Raw genomic sequence first — 12,750 nt, 5'->3', positions numbered from 1 at the left:
CCCCGCCGGACTCCGCCAGGACCTTCGTGATCGCCGCCGTCAGCGACGTCTTGCCGTGGTCAACGTGACCGATCGTGCCAATGTTGCAGTGCGGCTTCGTGCGGGCAAACTTCTCTTTGGCCATGGTAGCCTCCGGTTCGATGAGGGGTGCGCGCCGGACCTGCGGTCAGGCCGGCGACGCGGATGGGATGTCGAGGAAAGACTTACGCGTACTTGGCGATGACCTTGTCGGCTTCGCCGCGCGGCACTTCCTCGTAGTGGTCGAACTGCATCGTGAAGTTGGCGCGGCCCTGGGAGAAGGAGCGCAGCTGGTTCACGTAGCCGAACATGTTGGCGAGCGGCACCATGGCGTTGATGACGTTCGCGTTGCCGCGCATGTCCTGGCCCTGGATCTGGCCGCGGCGGGAGTTGAGATCGCCGATCACCGAGCCGGTATACTCCTCCGGCGAGACGACCTCGACCTTCATCACCGGCTCGAGCAGCACGGAGCCGCCCTTCTGCAGGGCCTCGCGCAGCGCCGCGCGAGACGCGATCTCGAAGGCCAGCGCCGAGGAGTCGACGTCGTGGTAGGCGCCGTCGATCAGCTCGACCTTGATGTCTACCACCGGGAAGCCGGCGAGGATGCCGGCGCCGAGGACCGAGTTGAGCCCCTTCTCGACGCCCGGGATGTACTCCTTGGGCACCGCGCCGCCGATCACCTTCGAGGCGAACTCGAAGCCCTTGCCCGGCTCGTTCGGCTCGACCACGAACTTCACCCGCGCGAACTGGCCCGTGCCGCCGGTCTGCTTCTTGTGGGTGTAGTCGATCTCGGTCCGGCGGGTCAGCTTCTCGCGGTACGCCACCTGCGGCTGGCCGATGTTCGCGTCGACCTTGTAGGTGCGGCGCAGGATGTCGACCTTGATGTCGAGGTGGAGCTCGCCCATCCCGCGCAGGATGGTCTGGCCCGACTCCTGATCGGTAGAGACGCGGAAGGACGGATCCTCGGCCGCGAGCTTGGCGAGCGCGATGCCGAGCTTCTCCTGATCGGCCTTCGACTTCGGCTCGACCGCGATCTCGATGACGGGCTCCGGGAACTCCATCTTCTCGAGGATCACGACCTTGACCGGGTCCGACAGCGTGTCGCCGGTGCGGGTGTCCTTGAGGCCGGCCAGCGCGACGATGTCGCCGGCGAAGGCTTCCTTGACGTCCTCGCGGTTGTTGGCGTGCATCAGGAGCATGCGGCCGACGCGCTCCTTCTTGTCGCGCGAGGAGTTGAGCACGTTGGCGCCCGACTCGATCTTGCCCGAGTACACGCGGCAGAAGGTGATCGTGCCGACGTGGGGATCGTCCATGATCTTGAAGGCGAGCATGGAGAAGGGATCGGTGTCCGTCGGGTGACGGACGATCTCTTCCTCGGTCTTGAAGTCGAGGCCCTTGATCTCGCCGCGGTCGGCGGGAGACGGCAGGTAATCGACGACCGCGTCGAGCAGCGGCTGAACGCCCTTGTTCTTGAACGCCGAGCCGCAGAGCACCGGGTGGAAGGCGCGCAGCTGCACGGCGCGGCGGACGAGCTTGCGAAGGGTCTCCTCGCTCGGCTCGACGCCGTCGAGGTAGGCGGTCATGGCTTCGTCGTCGAGCTCGACGCAGGCCTCGATCATCTTGGTGCGGTACTCGACCGCCTGATCCTTCAGGTCGGCCGGGATCTCTTCCTCGTCGTAGTTGGCGCCGAGCGCCTCACCCGACCAGACGATCGCCTTCATCTTGATCAGGTCGATCACGCCCTTGAAGGTGTTCTCGGCGCCGATCGGCAGCTGCAGGCACACCGGCTTGCCGGCGACGCGGGTGATGATGTCGGCGACGCACTTGAAGAAGTCGGCGCCGATCTTGTCCATCTTGTTCACGAACACGACGCGCGGGACGTCGTACTTGTCAGCTTGGCGCCAGACGGTCTCGGTCTGTGGCTCGACGCCCTGGTTGCCGTCGAGCACGCACACCGCGCCGTCGAGCACGCGGAGCGAGCGCTCCACCTCGATGGTGAAGTCGACGTGGCCGGGCGTGTCGATGATGTTCAGGCGCTTCTCGCGCCAGAAGCACGTCGTCGCGGCGGACGTGATCGTGATGCCGCGCTCCTGCTCCTGCTCCATCCAGTCCATGGTGGCGGCGCCCTCATGGACCTCGCCGATCTTATGGGACTTGCCGGTGTAGTAGAGGATCCGCTCGGTGGTCGTGGTCTTGCCGGCATCAATGTGGGCCATGATGCCGAAGTTGCGGTAGTCCTCGATCGCGTGGGTGCGGGGCATCGGGATCTCTCCGAAAGGGGCGTCGGGCCGCTTACCAGCGGTAGTGCGAGAAGGCGCGGTTGGCTTCCGCCATCCGGTGCGTGTCTTCCCGCTTCTTGACGGCGTTGCCGCGATTGTTCGCGGCATCGAGGAACTCGGCCGAGAGGCGCTCGACCATGGTGCGGTCGTTGCGGCCGCGGGCGGCCTGGATCAGCCACCGGATCGCCAGCGCCTGCCGGCGCTCGGTGCGGACCTCGACGGGGACCTGGTAAGTCGCGCCGCCGACGCGCCGGGAGCGCACCTCGATCATCGGGGCGACGTTCTCAAGGGCGGCGCGGAACACCTCGATCGGGTTGGCGCGGGCGCGGTTCTCGACGATCTCGAAGGCGCCGTACACGATCCGCTCGGCGACGGACTTCTTGCCCTCGTACATGATCGAATTCATGAACTTGGTGAGGACGATATCCCCGTACTTCGGATCGGGGATGATCTCACGCTTCTCGGCAGAATGGCGACGGGACATTGCGGAACTTCCGAGGGATAAGGATCTAAGCACCTCGCGCAGGCCGCCTTGAGCCACTCCTGAAGAGTGGCCGGCGACATCCTTACGAGGCAGTGGAATGCCGTGTCGGCCGCCCGGGCAAAACGTCCGGGCGGAAAGATCTTACTTCGGGCGCTTGGCGCCGTACTTGGAGCGGCGCTGCTTGCGGTTCTTGACGCCCTGCGTGTCGAGCACGCCACGGAGGATGTGGTAGCGCACGCCCGGAAGGTCCTTCACGCGGCCGCCGCGGATCATTACCACCGAGTGCTCCTGAAGGTTGTGGCCTTCACCCGGGATGTAGCCGATCACCTCGAAGCCGTTGGTGAGGCGGACCTTGGCGACCTTGCGGAGCGCCGAGTTCGGCTTCTTCGGGGTCGTCGTGTAGACGCGGGTGCAGACGCCGCGCTTCTGCGGGCAGGCGTTGAGCGCCGGCACCTTGTTGCGGCTCCGCTGGATCTTCCGCGGCTGCGCGATCAGCTGGTTGATCGTCGGCATCCTGTGCCCTCTTCCTCCGGATCGCGACGAAGCGCGATCCCGTGCGACGTAACGTGGCTCCCTGCGGAGCCGCCCACGAACCTCCCGAAGAAGATCCGCAAAACGAATATGCGCCAGGGGTCGGTGAGGACCCTTGGCGCGCTGTCGGCAGAGGAGCACCCCTGTTAAGGCAGGCGCGCTCGTACCTACTGATCTGACGAGAACGTCAGGCGATGTGAGCCTTCGACGGTGGATCGGCGCGTCGTCGACGAACGGATGAGCGTGATGCTCAGCCTCGTCAGCAGCCCCCGGGCCGTTCGAAGTGGCGCGCTTCTAGCCTCCATCGCCCGGGGGGTCAATGGTTTCCGGCCGATTATCTCGCATCCGACGAGAGGTTAAGGTTTTGTGCGGGACGGTTGCCCGACGCGATCCGCCTCCGGGTCTCCGTGCCGGTTCACGCGCCCGGCGAACGTTCGAATGTCGTGGTCTGCGTACGGCGAGGCCGCGGCTCGTGCCGTCGGGCCCGTGCAGACCGGTCGGGGCGTTACCTTGGCGGCGGCTATTCCAGCCGCGCTCGGGCCCGCGGCGACCACCTCCGCGCCCATCGGGACGCGTTCCCTGATCACGTCGACCTCCCATCGCCCGCGCGAGGCCGGCACTTGCTCGTCGGGTGGGCGGCCTCGTCAGCGCGGCGCACCGTGCCGGATCGGGGCAGGTCGGGCACAGCCCGCTCCGACAGCGCTCACGGAAGATTAAAGCGATTCGTCGAATTGTCCGCTTCGTCGGGACGGCGCGATGCGCACCCGACCATGCGATGTGGCGACGGTCAGGGTGATGCGTATGGGTAGCGTTTCGAGTGCGGCCGAGAACGTCGTCCCCTTCCGGCGGATCGCCGCCGCGGGCCGGCCTCTGCCGTACGAGGGCGGCGTCCGCGAGGGCCAGGCCCGGCGCCGGTCCGAGCAGCGCGCGCTGATGGATGCGGTCTATGCCACGGGGACGCTCACGGTGGCGGCGGGCGACCGCGAGACCAAGCTGATCGCGTCCCGGCTGCAGGTCTACGGCTTCCTCACCGTCGAGGAGGTCGAGCCGGAAGGCTCGCTGCGCCGCCTGCGTCCCTCGGAGGCGATCCGCGCCCGGGCCGAGCGGCCGTGGCGCCTGTCGAAGCCCGCCTATGCCGGGCTCTCCGTGAGCATCCCGACGATCGACGACTTCCTGTTCGAGCCGGCCGGCTTTTCGGCGTGAGCGGTCGCGACGTCTGAGCCGAGGCGTCGGCCCGTCCGGCATTCCCCATTCGGGGCTTCATAACGAAGAAGCGCGCCGCCCTCCCGGGCCGGCGCGCTTCTTCGTTTCGGTGTGCCGCTTCGGAGGGGCGGTGCGGACTACGCCTCGCCCTCGTCGAGCTCGTCCTCGGTCGGCTTGGCGTTCTCCAGGATCTTCTCGGCGACGAGCCCCGAATTCTGCCGGATCGACGTCTCGATCTTGCCCGCGATCTCGGGGTTGTCGCGCAGGAACCCCTTGGAGTTCTCGCGGCCCTGGCCGAGCCGCTGGCTGTTGTAGGAGAACCAGGCGCCGGACTTCTCGACGATGCCGGCCTTGACGCCGAGATCGATCAGCTCGCCGACCTTCGACACGCCCTCGCCGAACATGATGTCGAACTCGACCTGCTTGAACGGCGGCGCGACCTTGTTCTTCACGACCTTGACGCGGACCTGGTTGCCGATCGCCTCGTCCCGGTCCTTGAGGGTCGAGATGCGGCGGATGTCGAGACGGACCGATGCGTAGAACTTCAGCGCGTTGCCGCCCGTGGTCGTCTCCGGGCTGCCGTACATCACGCCGATCTTCATCCGGATCTGATTGATGAAGATCACCATGCACTTCGAGCGCGAGATCGAGCCGGTGAGCTTGCGCAGCGCCTGGCTCATCAGGCGGGCCTGGAGGCCGGGCTGGCTGTCGCCCATCTCGCCCTCGATCTCTGCGCGCGGCGTCAGCGCCGCCACCGAATCGACCACCAGCACGTCGATCGCGCCGGAGCGCACCAGCGTATCGGTGATCTCGAGCGCCTGCTCGCCGGTGTCGGGCTGCGAGATCAGCAGGTCGTCGAGCTGGACGCCGAGCTTGCGCGCGTAGACCGGGTCGAGGGCGTGCTCGGCGTCGACGAAGGCGCAGACGCCGCCCTTCTTCTGGGCCTCGGCGATGGTGTGGAGCGCGAGCGTGGTCTTGCCCGACGATTCCGGCCCGTAGATCTCGATGACGCGGCCGCGCGGCAGGCCGCCGACGCCGAGCGCGATGTCGAGGCCGAGCGACCCGGTGGAGACGGTCTCGACCTCCGCCACCTTGTCGTTTTTGCCGAGCCGCATGATCGAGCCCTTGCCGAAGGCCCGCTCGATCTGGGACAGCGCGGCGTCGATCGCCTTCGCCTTGTCCTTGTCCACCATGCCGGGGGTTTCCACCACTTTCAGTGCGGCCTGAGCCATCGTGCGGCATCCTTATGCAGGGGTTGGGCGCGCATCTCAATGCGCTGGAACCTGCATTTGATGTACCCGTTTTGTTCTCATCGAGCAAGGGCGGAATCGGCTCGCCGAGGAGCCTTTTCCGCGCCTGCCCGCCGCCTCACGGCTCGGCCATCGTCGCCTTCACCGTCTCGACGAGCTGCTTCAGGCTGAAGGGCTTGGGCAGGAAGTTGAAGGTCTCGCCTTCCGGCAGGTTCTTGCGGAAGGCGTCCTCGGCATAGCCGGAGACGAAGATCACCTTGAGCTCCGGCAGGTGCTTGCGGATCTCGCGCAGCAGGGTCGGGCCGTCCATCTCCGGCATCACCACGTCCGAGACGACGAGGTCGATCTGGTGGCCGCCCTCGCGCACGATGTGCAGCGCGTCGATGCCGGAGGCGGCCTCGAGCACGGTGTAGCCGCGGGCCGACAGCGCGCGGCTGTTGACGGCGCGGACCGGATCCTCGTCCTCCACGAGCAGGATCACCCCCTGCCCGGTATGATCGGCCGAGGGTTTTCGCGGGGGCGTTTTCGGAGCCGGCGGCGCGGGCGTTGACCGCGAGGTTCACGATCACCTGCTCGAACTGGTTCACGTCGGCCTTCACCGGCCAGATGTCGCGCCCGTGCTTGAGGTCGAGCCCGACCCGCTCGCCGAGCAGGCGCTTCAGCAGCAGCGTCAGCTCCGAAAGCGCCTCCCCGACGTTCATCACCTCGGGGCGCAGCGTCTGGCGGCGGGAGAACGCCAGGAGCTGGCGCACGAGGCCCGCCGCCCGGTTGGCGTTCTGCTTGATCTGCATGATGTCCTGGAAGGCCGGATCGGTCGGCTTGTGGCTCGCGAGCAGCAGGTCCGAGTAGCCGATGATCGCCTGGAGGACGTTGTTGAAGTCGTGCGCGATGCCGCCGGCGAGCTGGCCGACGGTGTCCATCTTCTGGGTCTGGGCGATCTGCTGCTCGAGCTGGCGCTGGGCCGTGGTGTCGAGGGCGTAGAGGATCAGCGGCTCGCGATCGGCCTCCTCCGGCTCCTGGCCCGGAGCGCCCTCCCCGCCGGCGGGGCTGAGCCAGACCCGCGCCGAGCGGTTGGCATTGCCCATCAGCATCACCTCGATCGGCTCGATCTCGGAGAGCCCGCTCGCCGCCTTGGCGAGCGCTGCATCGAGCGCCGGGCGGTCGCGCTCGACCACCGATTCGGCGACGTTCGGCTCCTCGGCGCCGGCGGCCGAATCGGCCACCGCGTGCCGCGGCAGGGTGCCGAACAGGCGCGCGAACGAGGCGTTCGCCCGCGCGATCCGGCCGGAGCGGTCCAGCGTCGCGATCGCGATCGGCGAGTTGTTGAGGAAGCGCGCGAGCCGCACCTCGGCGGCGCGCTGCGGCTCGTCGCTCTCGGCCCCGGCCGAGCGGTTGATGACGAAGGTCCGCGACGCGCCGGGCTTGCCGTCCTTGCCGAAGGCGACGCGGTGATACAGCCGCGCCGGCATCGGGTGGCCGTTGCGGCGGCGCAGGTCGAGGTCGAACCGGTCGGTGCGGACCTCGCCGGGGAGCCCGGCATTCTGGATCAGCGCGTCGGCGGCGGGCGCGATCTCGGAGAGGTGCGGGCCGCCGGGGCCGACGACCGCGAGGTCGTAGCCGAGCCAGGCGGCGAGCGTCGCGTTCATGTAGACGATCGCCCCGGTCGGATCGATCGAAAGGAAGCCGGCGGGCGCGTGGTCGAGGTAGTCGATCGCGTGCTGGAGCTCCTGGAAGACGTTCTCCTGGCGCTCGCGCTCGGCGGTGATGTCGCTGACCGTCCACAGCGAGGCGGCCCGTCCCGGCCGCGGAAGCGGGCGGACCTGGATGCGGTACCAGGCGAAGTCGCGCCCCCTGGCGCTCGCCGCCGGCGGCGGCGACATCCGCACCTCCTCGGCGTGGCTGCGCCCGTCGCGGGCGCCCTGGGACAGGCGGTAGATCGCCTCCGACACCTCCGGCGAGCCGACGAAGATCCGCTCGACCGGACGCAGCGTCGAGAAGCTGTCGCCGCCCGCGACGTGGAGATAGGCCTCGTTGGCGTAGATCAGCCGGCCGCCCTCCTCGACCACGACGGTCGCCTCGGGGGCGGCGTCGACGATCGCCTTGGTGATGTCGTCGCGTCCGCCCTGCCCGCTGAGCTGGATCGCGCCGATCGCCATCGCGAACAGGAAGAACACGCCGGCCATGGCCAGCAGCGCCAGCAGCCAGATGATCAGCGACTGCGCCTGCTCGTTGGCCACGAACGACAGGCCGATCGCCGCCCCGACCAGCAGCCCGGCGAGGACGAGCAGCAATCCGACCCGCCCGGGCCGTTCCGACCGGTCGATCGAGCCCGAAACCGCGGGCGTGGGTCCACTCAGATCCGCCATCGGGCCTTGAATCCAGAAACGAAGGACCGGTTATGCCTTCACGCCGCCGATCGGCAAGGGCTGTCTTCCGGTCGGTCGCGGCGAAGCCTGACGGAGGAAGGTGGACAAACCGTGCGTACGGACCCGTCAGGCGGCCCGGCGGCGCAGGCGCATCACGAAGCCGATCACCTCGGCGACCGCCTTGTAGTGCTCGGCCGGGATCGCCTCGTCGATGTCCACGGTGGCGTGCAGCGCGCGGGCGAGCGGCGGGTTCTCCAGCACCGGCACGTCGTGCGCCTTGGCCAGCTCGCGGATGCGGAAGGCCAGGGAGTCGACGCCCTTGGCGACGCAGACCGGCGCGCCCATGCCGGCCTCGTAGCGCAGGGCCACCGCGTAGTGGGTCGGGTTGGTGATGATCACCGTGGCGGTCGGCACGGCGGCCATCATCCGCTTCTTCACCCGCTGCATCCGGATCTGCTTCATCCGGCCCTTCACCTCGGGATTGCCGTCCGATTCCTTCATCTCCTGCTTCATCTCCTCCTTGGACATGCGCAGGCGCTGGCGCCAGCGGTAGCGCTGGTAAAGGGCGTCGGCCATCGTGATCACGAGATGGATGGCGAGCACGCCGCCGAGCAGCTTGACGCTGATGCCGAGGATCGCGCTGAGGCAGGCTGCCGGATCGAGGCGGGCGAACACCTCGAGCCGGTCGCGGTCGCGCCACAGCACGGTGCCGACCACCACCCCGACGACCGCCATCTTGGCGAGCCCCTTGCCGAACTGGAACAGCGCCTCGAGCCCGAGGATGCGCTTGGCGCCGGCCATCGGCGAGATCCGCTCGAACTTCGGCCCGAGCGTCTCGGTGGTGAAGACCAGGGGGTGCTGCAGCAGGCCGGCGGCCAGCCCCGCCACCGCGACGAGCCCGACCGGGACCGCGAGCGCCTGTAACCAGATCGTCAGGGTGCGGCCGGCGATCCCCGCCATGGCGTGCGGGTCGTCGGGGACCGCGTGGGCGTTCATCAGGAAGCCGCGCATCTCGGCGAGCAGGCCGCGGGCGATGCCCGGCCCGGCGATCATCAGCGCCAGGGTGAAGGCGGCCAGGATCGCGAAGGTGTTGATCTCGGCGCTGGTCGCGACGTTGCCCTGCTCGATCGCCTGATCGAGCCGGCGCTGGGTCGGCTCCTCGGTCTTGTCTTCCTGCTCGGTCCCCTCGGCCATGGGTCAACGGCTCCCGACCTGGCCGGGGCCGCGGCGGCTGTGCGTCGTCGTGGTCACCGCCCGGCGAACTCGAGCAGGTAGCGGCCGAGGTCGTCCAGGAACACGGTCATCATCACGCCGAGCGAGCCGAACAGGATCAGCATGCCGATCAGCACCGAGGCCGGCACCGCGACGAAGAACACCTGCAGCTGCGGCATCAGCCGCGACAGCACCCCGAGGCCGAGGTTGAACAGGATGCCGAAGGCGATGAACGGCGAGGCGATCTGGACGCCGAGGGTGAACCCGCGGCCGACCGCCTTCAGCGCCAGCGTCGCCGCATCGCCGAAGGCCGGCACCGCCTGCGGCGGCAGCACCGCGTAGCTCCGCGAGATCGCGTCGAGCGCCACGTGGTGCAGGTCGGCCGCGAGGATCAGCGTGATGCCGAGCAGCGACAGGAAGTTGCCGAGCGCCGGCTGCTGGCCGCCCTGCGCCGGGTCGACGGTCATGGCGTAGGACAGGCCGAGCTGCTGCGAGACGATCAGGCCCGCGGTCTGGAGCGCGGCGAGGATCATCCGCACGGTCAGCCCGATCACCAGCCCGACCAGCGTCTCCGAGAACAGCAGGCCGATCAGCCGGGGCGCGCCGATCGCGTCGGGGCCCACCGCCAGCAGCGGCCTCACCATCGGGAACAGCAGCAGCGAGACCAGCAGGGCGAAGGACAGCCGGATGCGCGGCGAGACCGACTGCTCGCCGATGCCCGGCATCAGCATGATCAGCGTGCCGACGCGGGCGAAGGTCAGCAGGTAGGCCGCCGCGATCCCGGGCAGGAGCAGGTTCATGGCGCGTCATAGCAGCCGGCCGCCCGCCCCGTCTCACTGGCCGGCGGCGATGCGCGCGGCGATGCGGGTCATGTAGCCGGCGAGCGCGTCGCCCATGAACGGCAGCATCAGCAGGAGGGCGGCGAAGACCGAGACGATCTTTGGCACGTAGATCAGGGTCTGCTCCTGGATCTGCGTCAGCGCCTGGACCAGCGAGACCACGAGCCCGACGGCGAGCGCCACGAGCATCAGCGGCCCGGCGACCTTGAGGAAGACGAAGATGCCGTCGCGCGCGACGTCGAGGATGGCGAGGCCGGTCATGTGTCCGAGGTCCGATTGCTGACGAAATTCCAAGTCCCCGCGACGGGCGACCAGGTTCAGGCATCTCCGAAGCACCTCGAGACTCGGCCGCCGCCTTTCCCGGGCGCCTTCGGCGAACCCGGGATCCAGAGCCGCCGGCGGTGCCCGAGCTTGCCGCCGCGGCGGCTTCCGGATCCCGGGCCCTGCTTCGCAGCCCCGGGATGACGGGGGCGTTGTCGTCGGGCGCCTTTCGGCACCGTCGGATGCGTGAATCCGGTGGCCTGCCGGGGGCGGGAGAAGACGCGCTAGATCTGCATCCGCATGATCTCCTCGTAGGCCGAGATCATCCGGTCGCGCACCGCCACCATGGTCTGCAGGGCGGTCTCGCTCTCGGCCACCGCCGTGACCACGTCGACGACGTTGGCCTTGCCGGCGGCCACCGCCAGGCCCTGCGCGTCGGCCTTGCGGCCGGCATCGCCGACGCCGTCGAGCGCCTGGCCGAGCAGCTGAGTGAAGTCGTTGCCCGCCCCTTGCGTCGGCTGGATCTTCGGCGGCCCCTTGAAGCTGCCGACGTTCTGGACGGCGGCGTAGGCGCCGGCCGCGAAGTTGCTGCTGGCCATGATCGTGTCCCGCCTTCGCCTACTTCAGGATTTCGAGGGTGCGGGAGATCATCCTGCGCGTGGTGGTGACCATGTTGAGGTTCGCCTCGTAGGAGCGCTGGGCCTCGCGCATGTCCATGTTCTCGATCAGGCCGTTGACGTTGGGCATCCGCACCTCGCCCTTCGCGTCGGCGGCCGGGTTGCCGGGATCGTACTTGGTCCGGAACGCGGTCATGTCGCGGCGGACGCGTCCCGCCTCCACGAGGTTGGCGCCGGTCTCGCGGTCGACATGGCTCTTGAAGGTCGGGATCTTGCGCCGGTACGGCTCGCCGGTCGGCGTCTGCGGCGCCGAATCCGCGTTGGCGATGTTCTCGGCGATGATCCGCATCCGGCCGGACTGGGCCTTCAGGCCGGCGGCGGCGATCGAGAGCGACTTCGTGAAATCCATGGCTCAAGCCTCCCCGATCATGTCTCGGCTCGCGATCACTTCTTGCCGATGGCGATCTTCAGGACATCGAGGCTCTTCTGGTACATCGACGCGGCGAGCTGGTAGTCCGACTGGTTGTCGCCGGACTTCATCATCTCGTCCTCGAGGTTGACGCCGTTGCCGCTCGGGCGGATCTCGAACTCGGTGACGCGGCGCGGATCGGCGCCGACGCCGGTGTCGCCCGAGGCGGCGATGTGCCCGACGCTGGTCAGCGTCATCGCGCTCCCGGTCGAGGCGGCGAGGCCGGTCGACCGGTCGAAGCTCGGCTGCGCCAGGTCGCGCGGGCGGAAGCCGGGCATGTCGGCGTTGGCGACGTTCTCGGCCAGGAGCTTCTGGCGCGCCTGATGCCACTGCATCTTGGTCCGGAGCATTCCCAGGAGCGGCATGTCGGTGACGGCCACGAGGGGGCTCCGGATTCGCGCGGCCCGGTCTCCGGCCGCCCGGCAAAATCTGCCGCCCGCTTGGTTAACGCCGGGTTAAGGTTTCCGCGGCCGGGCGCCGCAGCGAAGCTGTTAACGAAGACTTAACGATGATTGCCCGGCGGCGGGCCGGCCGTGATACTGACGGGGCGGTTTTGCGTAGGGCCCTCCCGGGCCCGTGAAGAACGAGAGTATCGTCCGTGCAATGGTTGCAGTCCGTGTTCGGGTCTGACGGCTCTCCGGTCGTGCAGTACGTCACCATCTTCGCCGTGATCTTCGCGGTGCTGACGGTGATCGTGCTGGTTGTGCGCCGGCTCGGCGGCGGCGGTCTCGCCGACGCGAAGCGCGGCGGTCAGCGCGGGCGCCAGCCGCGCCTCGGGATCGTCGACGTGTACGAGCTCGACCGGCAGCGCCAGCTGATCCTGCTGCGGCGCGACAACGTCGAGCATCTGCTGCTCGTCGGCGGCCCGAACGACGTGGTGATCGAGCGCCACATCCAGCGCGGGCAGCAGCGCGATCCGGCCCTGCGCCCCGAGGCGATGGCCGAGCCGCTCGCCGAAGCCGGGCTCGACCCCTTCCCGGGCCTCGAGACGCAGGCCCAGGCGGCGTTCCGACCCGACTTCGCCATGCCGATCGTGCTCGCGCCGACCGTGTCCGGCCCGGGCGGCGCGCTCGCTTCCGTCCCGCCCCTCGACGCGGCGATCCTCGACGAGGCCGAACCCCGCGCGGATCGCGCTCCCGAGCCGCTCACGCCCGACACGCGCCCGTCCGAGGCGATCGTCACCGGGCCGCGGCCGGACGCGCCGGCGCGGCGGCCGATGCG

General features: G+C 68.9%; 12 protein-coding genes and 2 pseudogenes. 2 read left to right on the top strand and 12 right to left on the bottom strand.

Annotation, left to right across the window (positions count from 1 at the left end):
* From FV230_RS16530 to rpsL, 4 genes are all read right to left on the bottom strand, one after another.
* Nucleotides 1–124 (bottom strand): GTP-binding protein (locus FV230_RS16530; RefSeq protein ID WP_246686237.1); only part of this gene is annotated, 124 nt, incomplete at its 3' end.
* Between the two features lie 79 nt (nucleotides 125–203).
* A complete protein-coding gene (gene fusA, locus FV230_RS16525) occupies nucleotides 204–2,279 on the bottom strand; it encodes an elongation factor G (RefSeq protein WP_147728201.1) in 2,076 nt (691 codons plus the stop codon).
* 31 nt (nucleotides 2,280–2,310) lie between these two features.
* Nucleotides 2,311–2,781: a 30S ribosomal protein S7 gene (rpsG, locus tag FV230_RS16520; RefSeq protein ID WP_147728202.1), complete on the bottom strand. Its 471-nt coding sequence runs from the start codon at nucleotides 2,779–2,781 to the stop codon at nucleotides 2,311–2,313.
* A gap of 141 nt (nucleotides 2,782–2,922) precedes the next feature.
* Nucleotides 2,923–3,294 (bottom strand): 30S ribosomal protein S12, encoded by a 372-nt coding sequence (rpsL, locus tag FV230_RS16515; protein WP_066927123.1) that lies wholly within the window; start codon nucleotides 3,292–3,294, stop codon nucleotides 2,923–2,925.
* 819 nt (nucleotides 3,295–4,113) lie between these two features.
* Here rpsL and FV230_RS16510 point away from each other — a divergent pair.
* Complete coding sequence (locus FV230_RS16510) at nucleotides 4,114–4,515, top strand: hypothetical protein (RefSeq protein WP_147843170.1); 402 nt, start codon at nucleotides 4,114–4,116, stop codon at nucleotides 4,513–4,515.
* A 137-nt stretch (nucleotides 4,516–4,652) separates the two neighbouring features.
* Here FV230_RS16510 and recA read toward each other — a convergent pair whose 3' ends face one another.
* From recA to flgB, 8 genes and pseudogenes are all read right to left on the bottom strand, one after another.
* A complete protein-coding gene (gene recA, locus FV230_RS16505; RefSeq protein ID WP_147728204.1) occupies nucleotides 4,653–5,747 on the bottom strand; it encodes a recombinase RecA in 1,095 nt (364 codons plus the stop codon).
* A gap of 136 nt (nucleotides 5,748–5,883) precedes the next feature.
* A pseudogene (locus FV230_RS16500) lies at nucleotides 5,884–8,131 on the bottom strand (response regulator).
* 126 nt (nucleotides 8,132–8,257) lie between these two features.
* Complete coding sequence (gene flhB, locus FV230_RS16495; protein ID WP_147843169.1) at nucleotides 8,258–9,325, bottom strand: flagellar biosynthesis protein FlhB; 1,068 nt, start codon at nucleotides 9,323–9,325, stop codon at nucleotides 8,258–8,260.
* Between the two features lie 53 nt (nucleotides 9,326–9,378).
* Nucleotides 9,379–10,143, bottom strand: a complete 765-nt coding sequence (fliR, locus tag FV230_RS16490) for a flagellar biosynthetic protein FliR (protein WP_147728150.1) — start codon at nucleotides 10,141–10,143, stop codon at nucleotides 9,379–9,381.
* A gap of 33 nt (nucleotides 10,144–10,176) precedes the next feature.
* Nucleotides 10,177–10,443, bottom strand: a complete 267-nt coding sequence (gene fliQ, locus FV230_RS16485) for a flagellar biosynthesis protein FliQ (RefSeq protein ID WP_147728151.1) — start codon at nucleotides 10,441–10,443, stop codon at nucleotides 10,177–10,179.
* 284 nt (nucleotides 10,444–10,727) lie between these two features.
* Complete coding sequence (gene fliE / locus FV230_RS16480) at nucleotides 10,728–11,042, bottom strand: flagellar hook-basal body complex protein FliE (RefSeq protein ID WP_147728152.1); 315 nt, start codon at nucleotides 11,040–11,042, stop codon at nucleotides 10,728–10,730.
* 19 nt (nucleotides 11,043–11,061) lie between these two features.
* Nucleotides 11,062–11,469, bottom strand: a complete 408-nt coding sequence (flgC, locus tag FV230_RS16475; RefSeq protein WP_147728153.1) for a flagellar basal body rod protein FlgC — start codon at nucleotides 11,467–11,469, stop codon at nucleotides 11,062–11,064.
* 35 nt (nucleotides 11,470–11,504) lie between these two features.
* Nucleotides 11,505–11,909: a flagellar basal body rod protein FlgB gene (gene flgB / locus FV230_RS16470; protein WP_147728154.1), complete on the bottom strand. Its 405-nt coding sequence runs from the start codon at nucleotides 11,907–11,909 to the stop codon at nucleotides 11,505–11,507.
* Nucleotides 11,910–12,127: 218 nt separating this feature from the next.
* On the opposite strand from flgB, the pseudogene FV230_RS16465 reads away from it, so the two are divergent.
* Nucleotides 12,128–12,750, top strand: a pseudogene (locus FV230_RS16465) (flagellar biosynthetic protein FliO); the annotation flags it as partial.

Origin of the sequence: Methylobacterium sp. WL6 (genome assembly GCF_008040095.1) — a bacterium.
Classification (GTDB): Bacteria; Pseudomonadota; Alphaproteobacteria; order Rhizobiales; family Beijerinckiaceae; genus Methylobacterium.
Note: the sequence above shows the minus strand (reverse complement) of the source record. Positions and strands in the feature narration are given on the sequence as shown.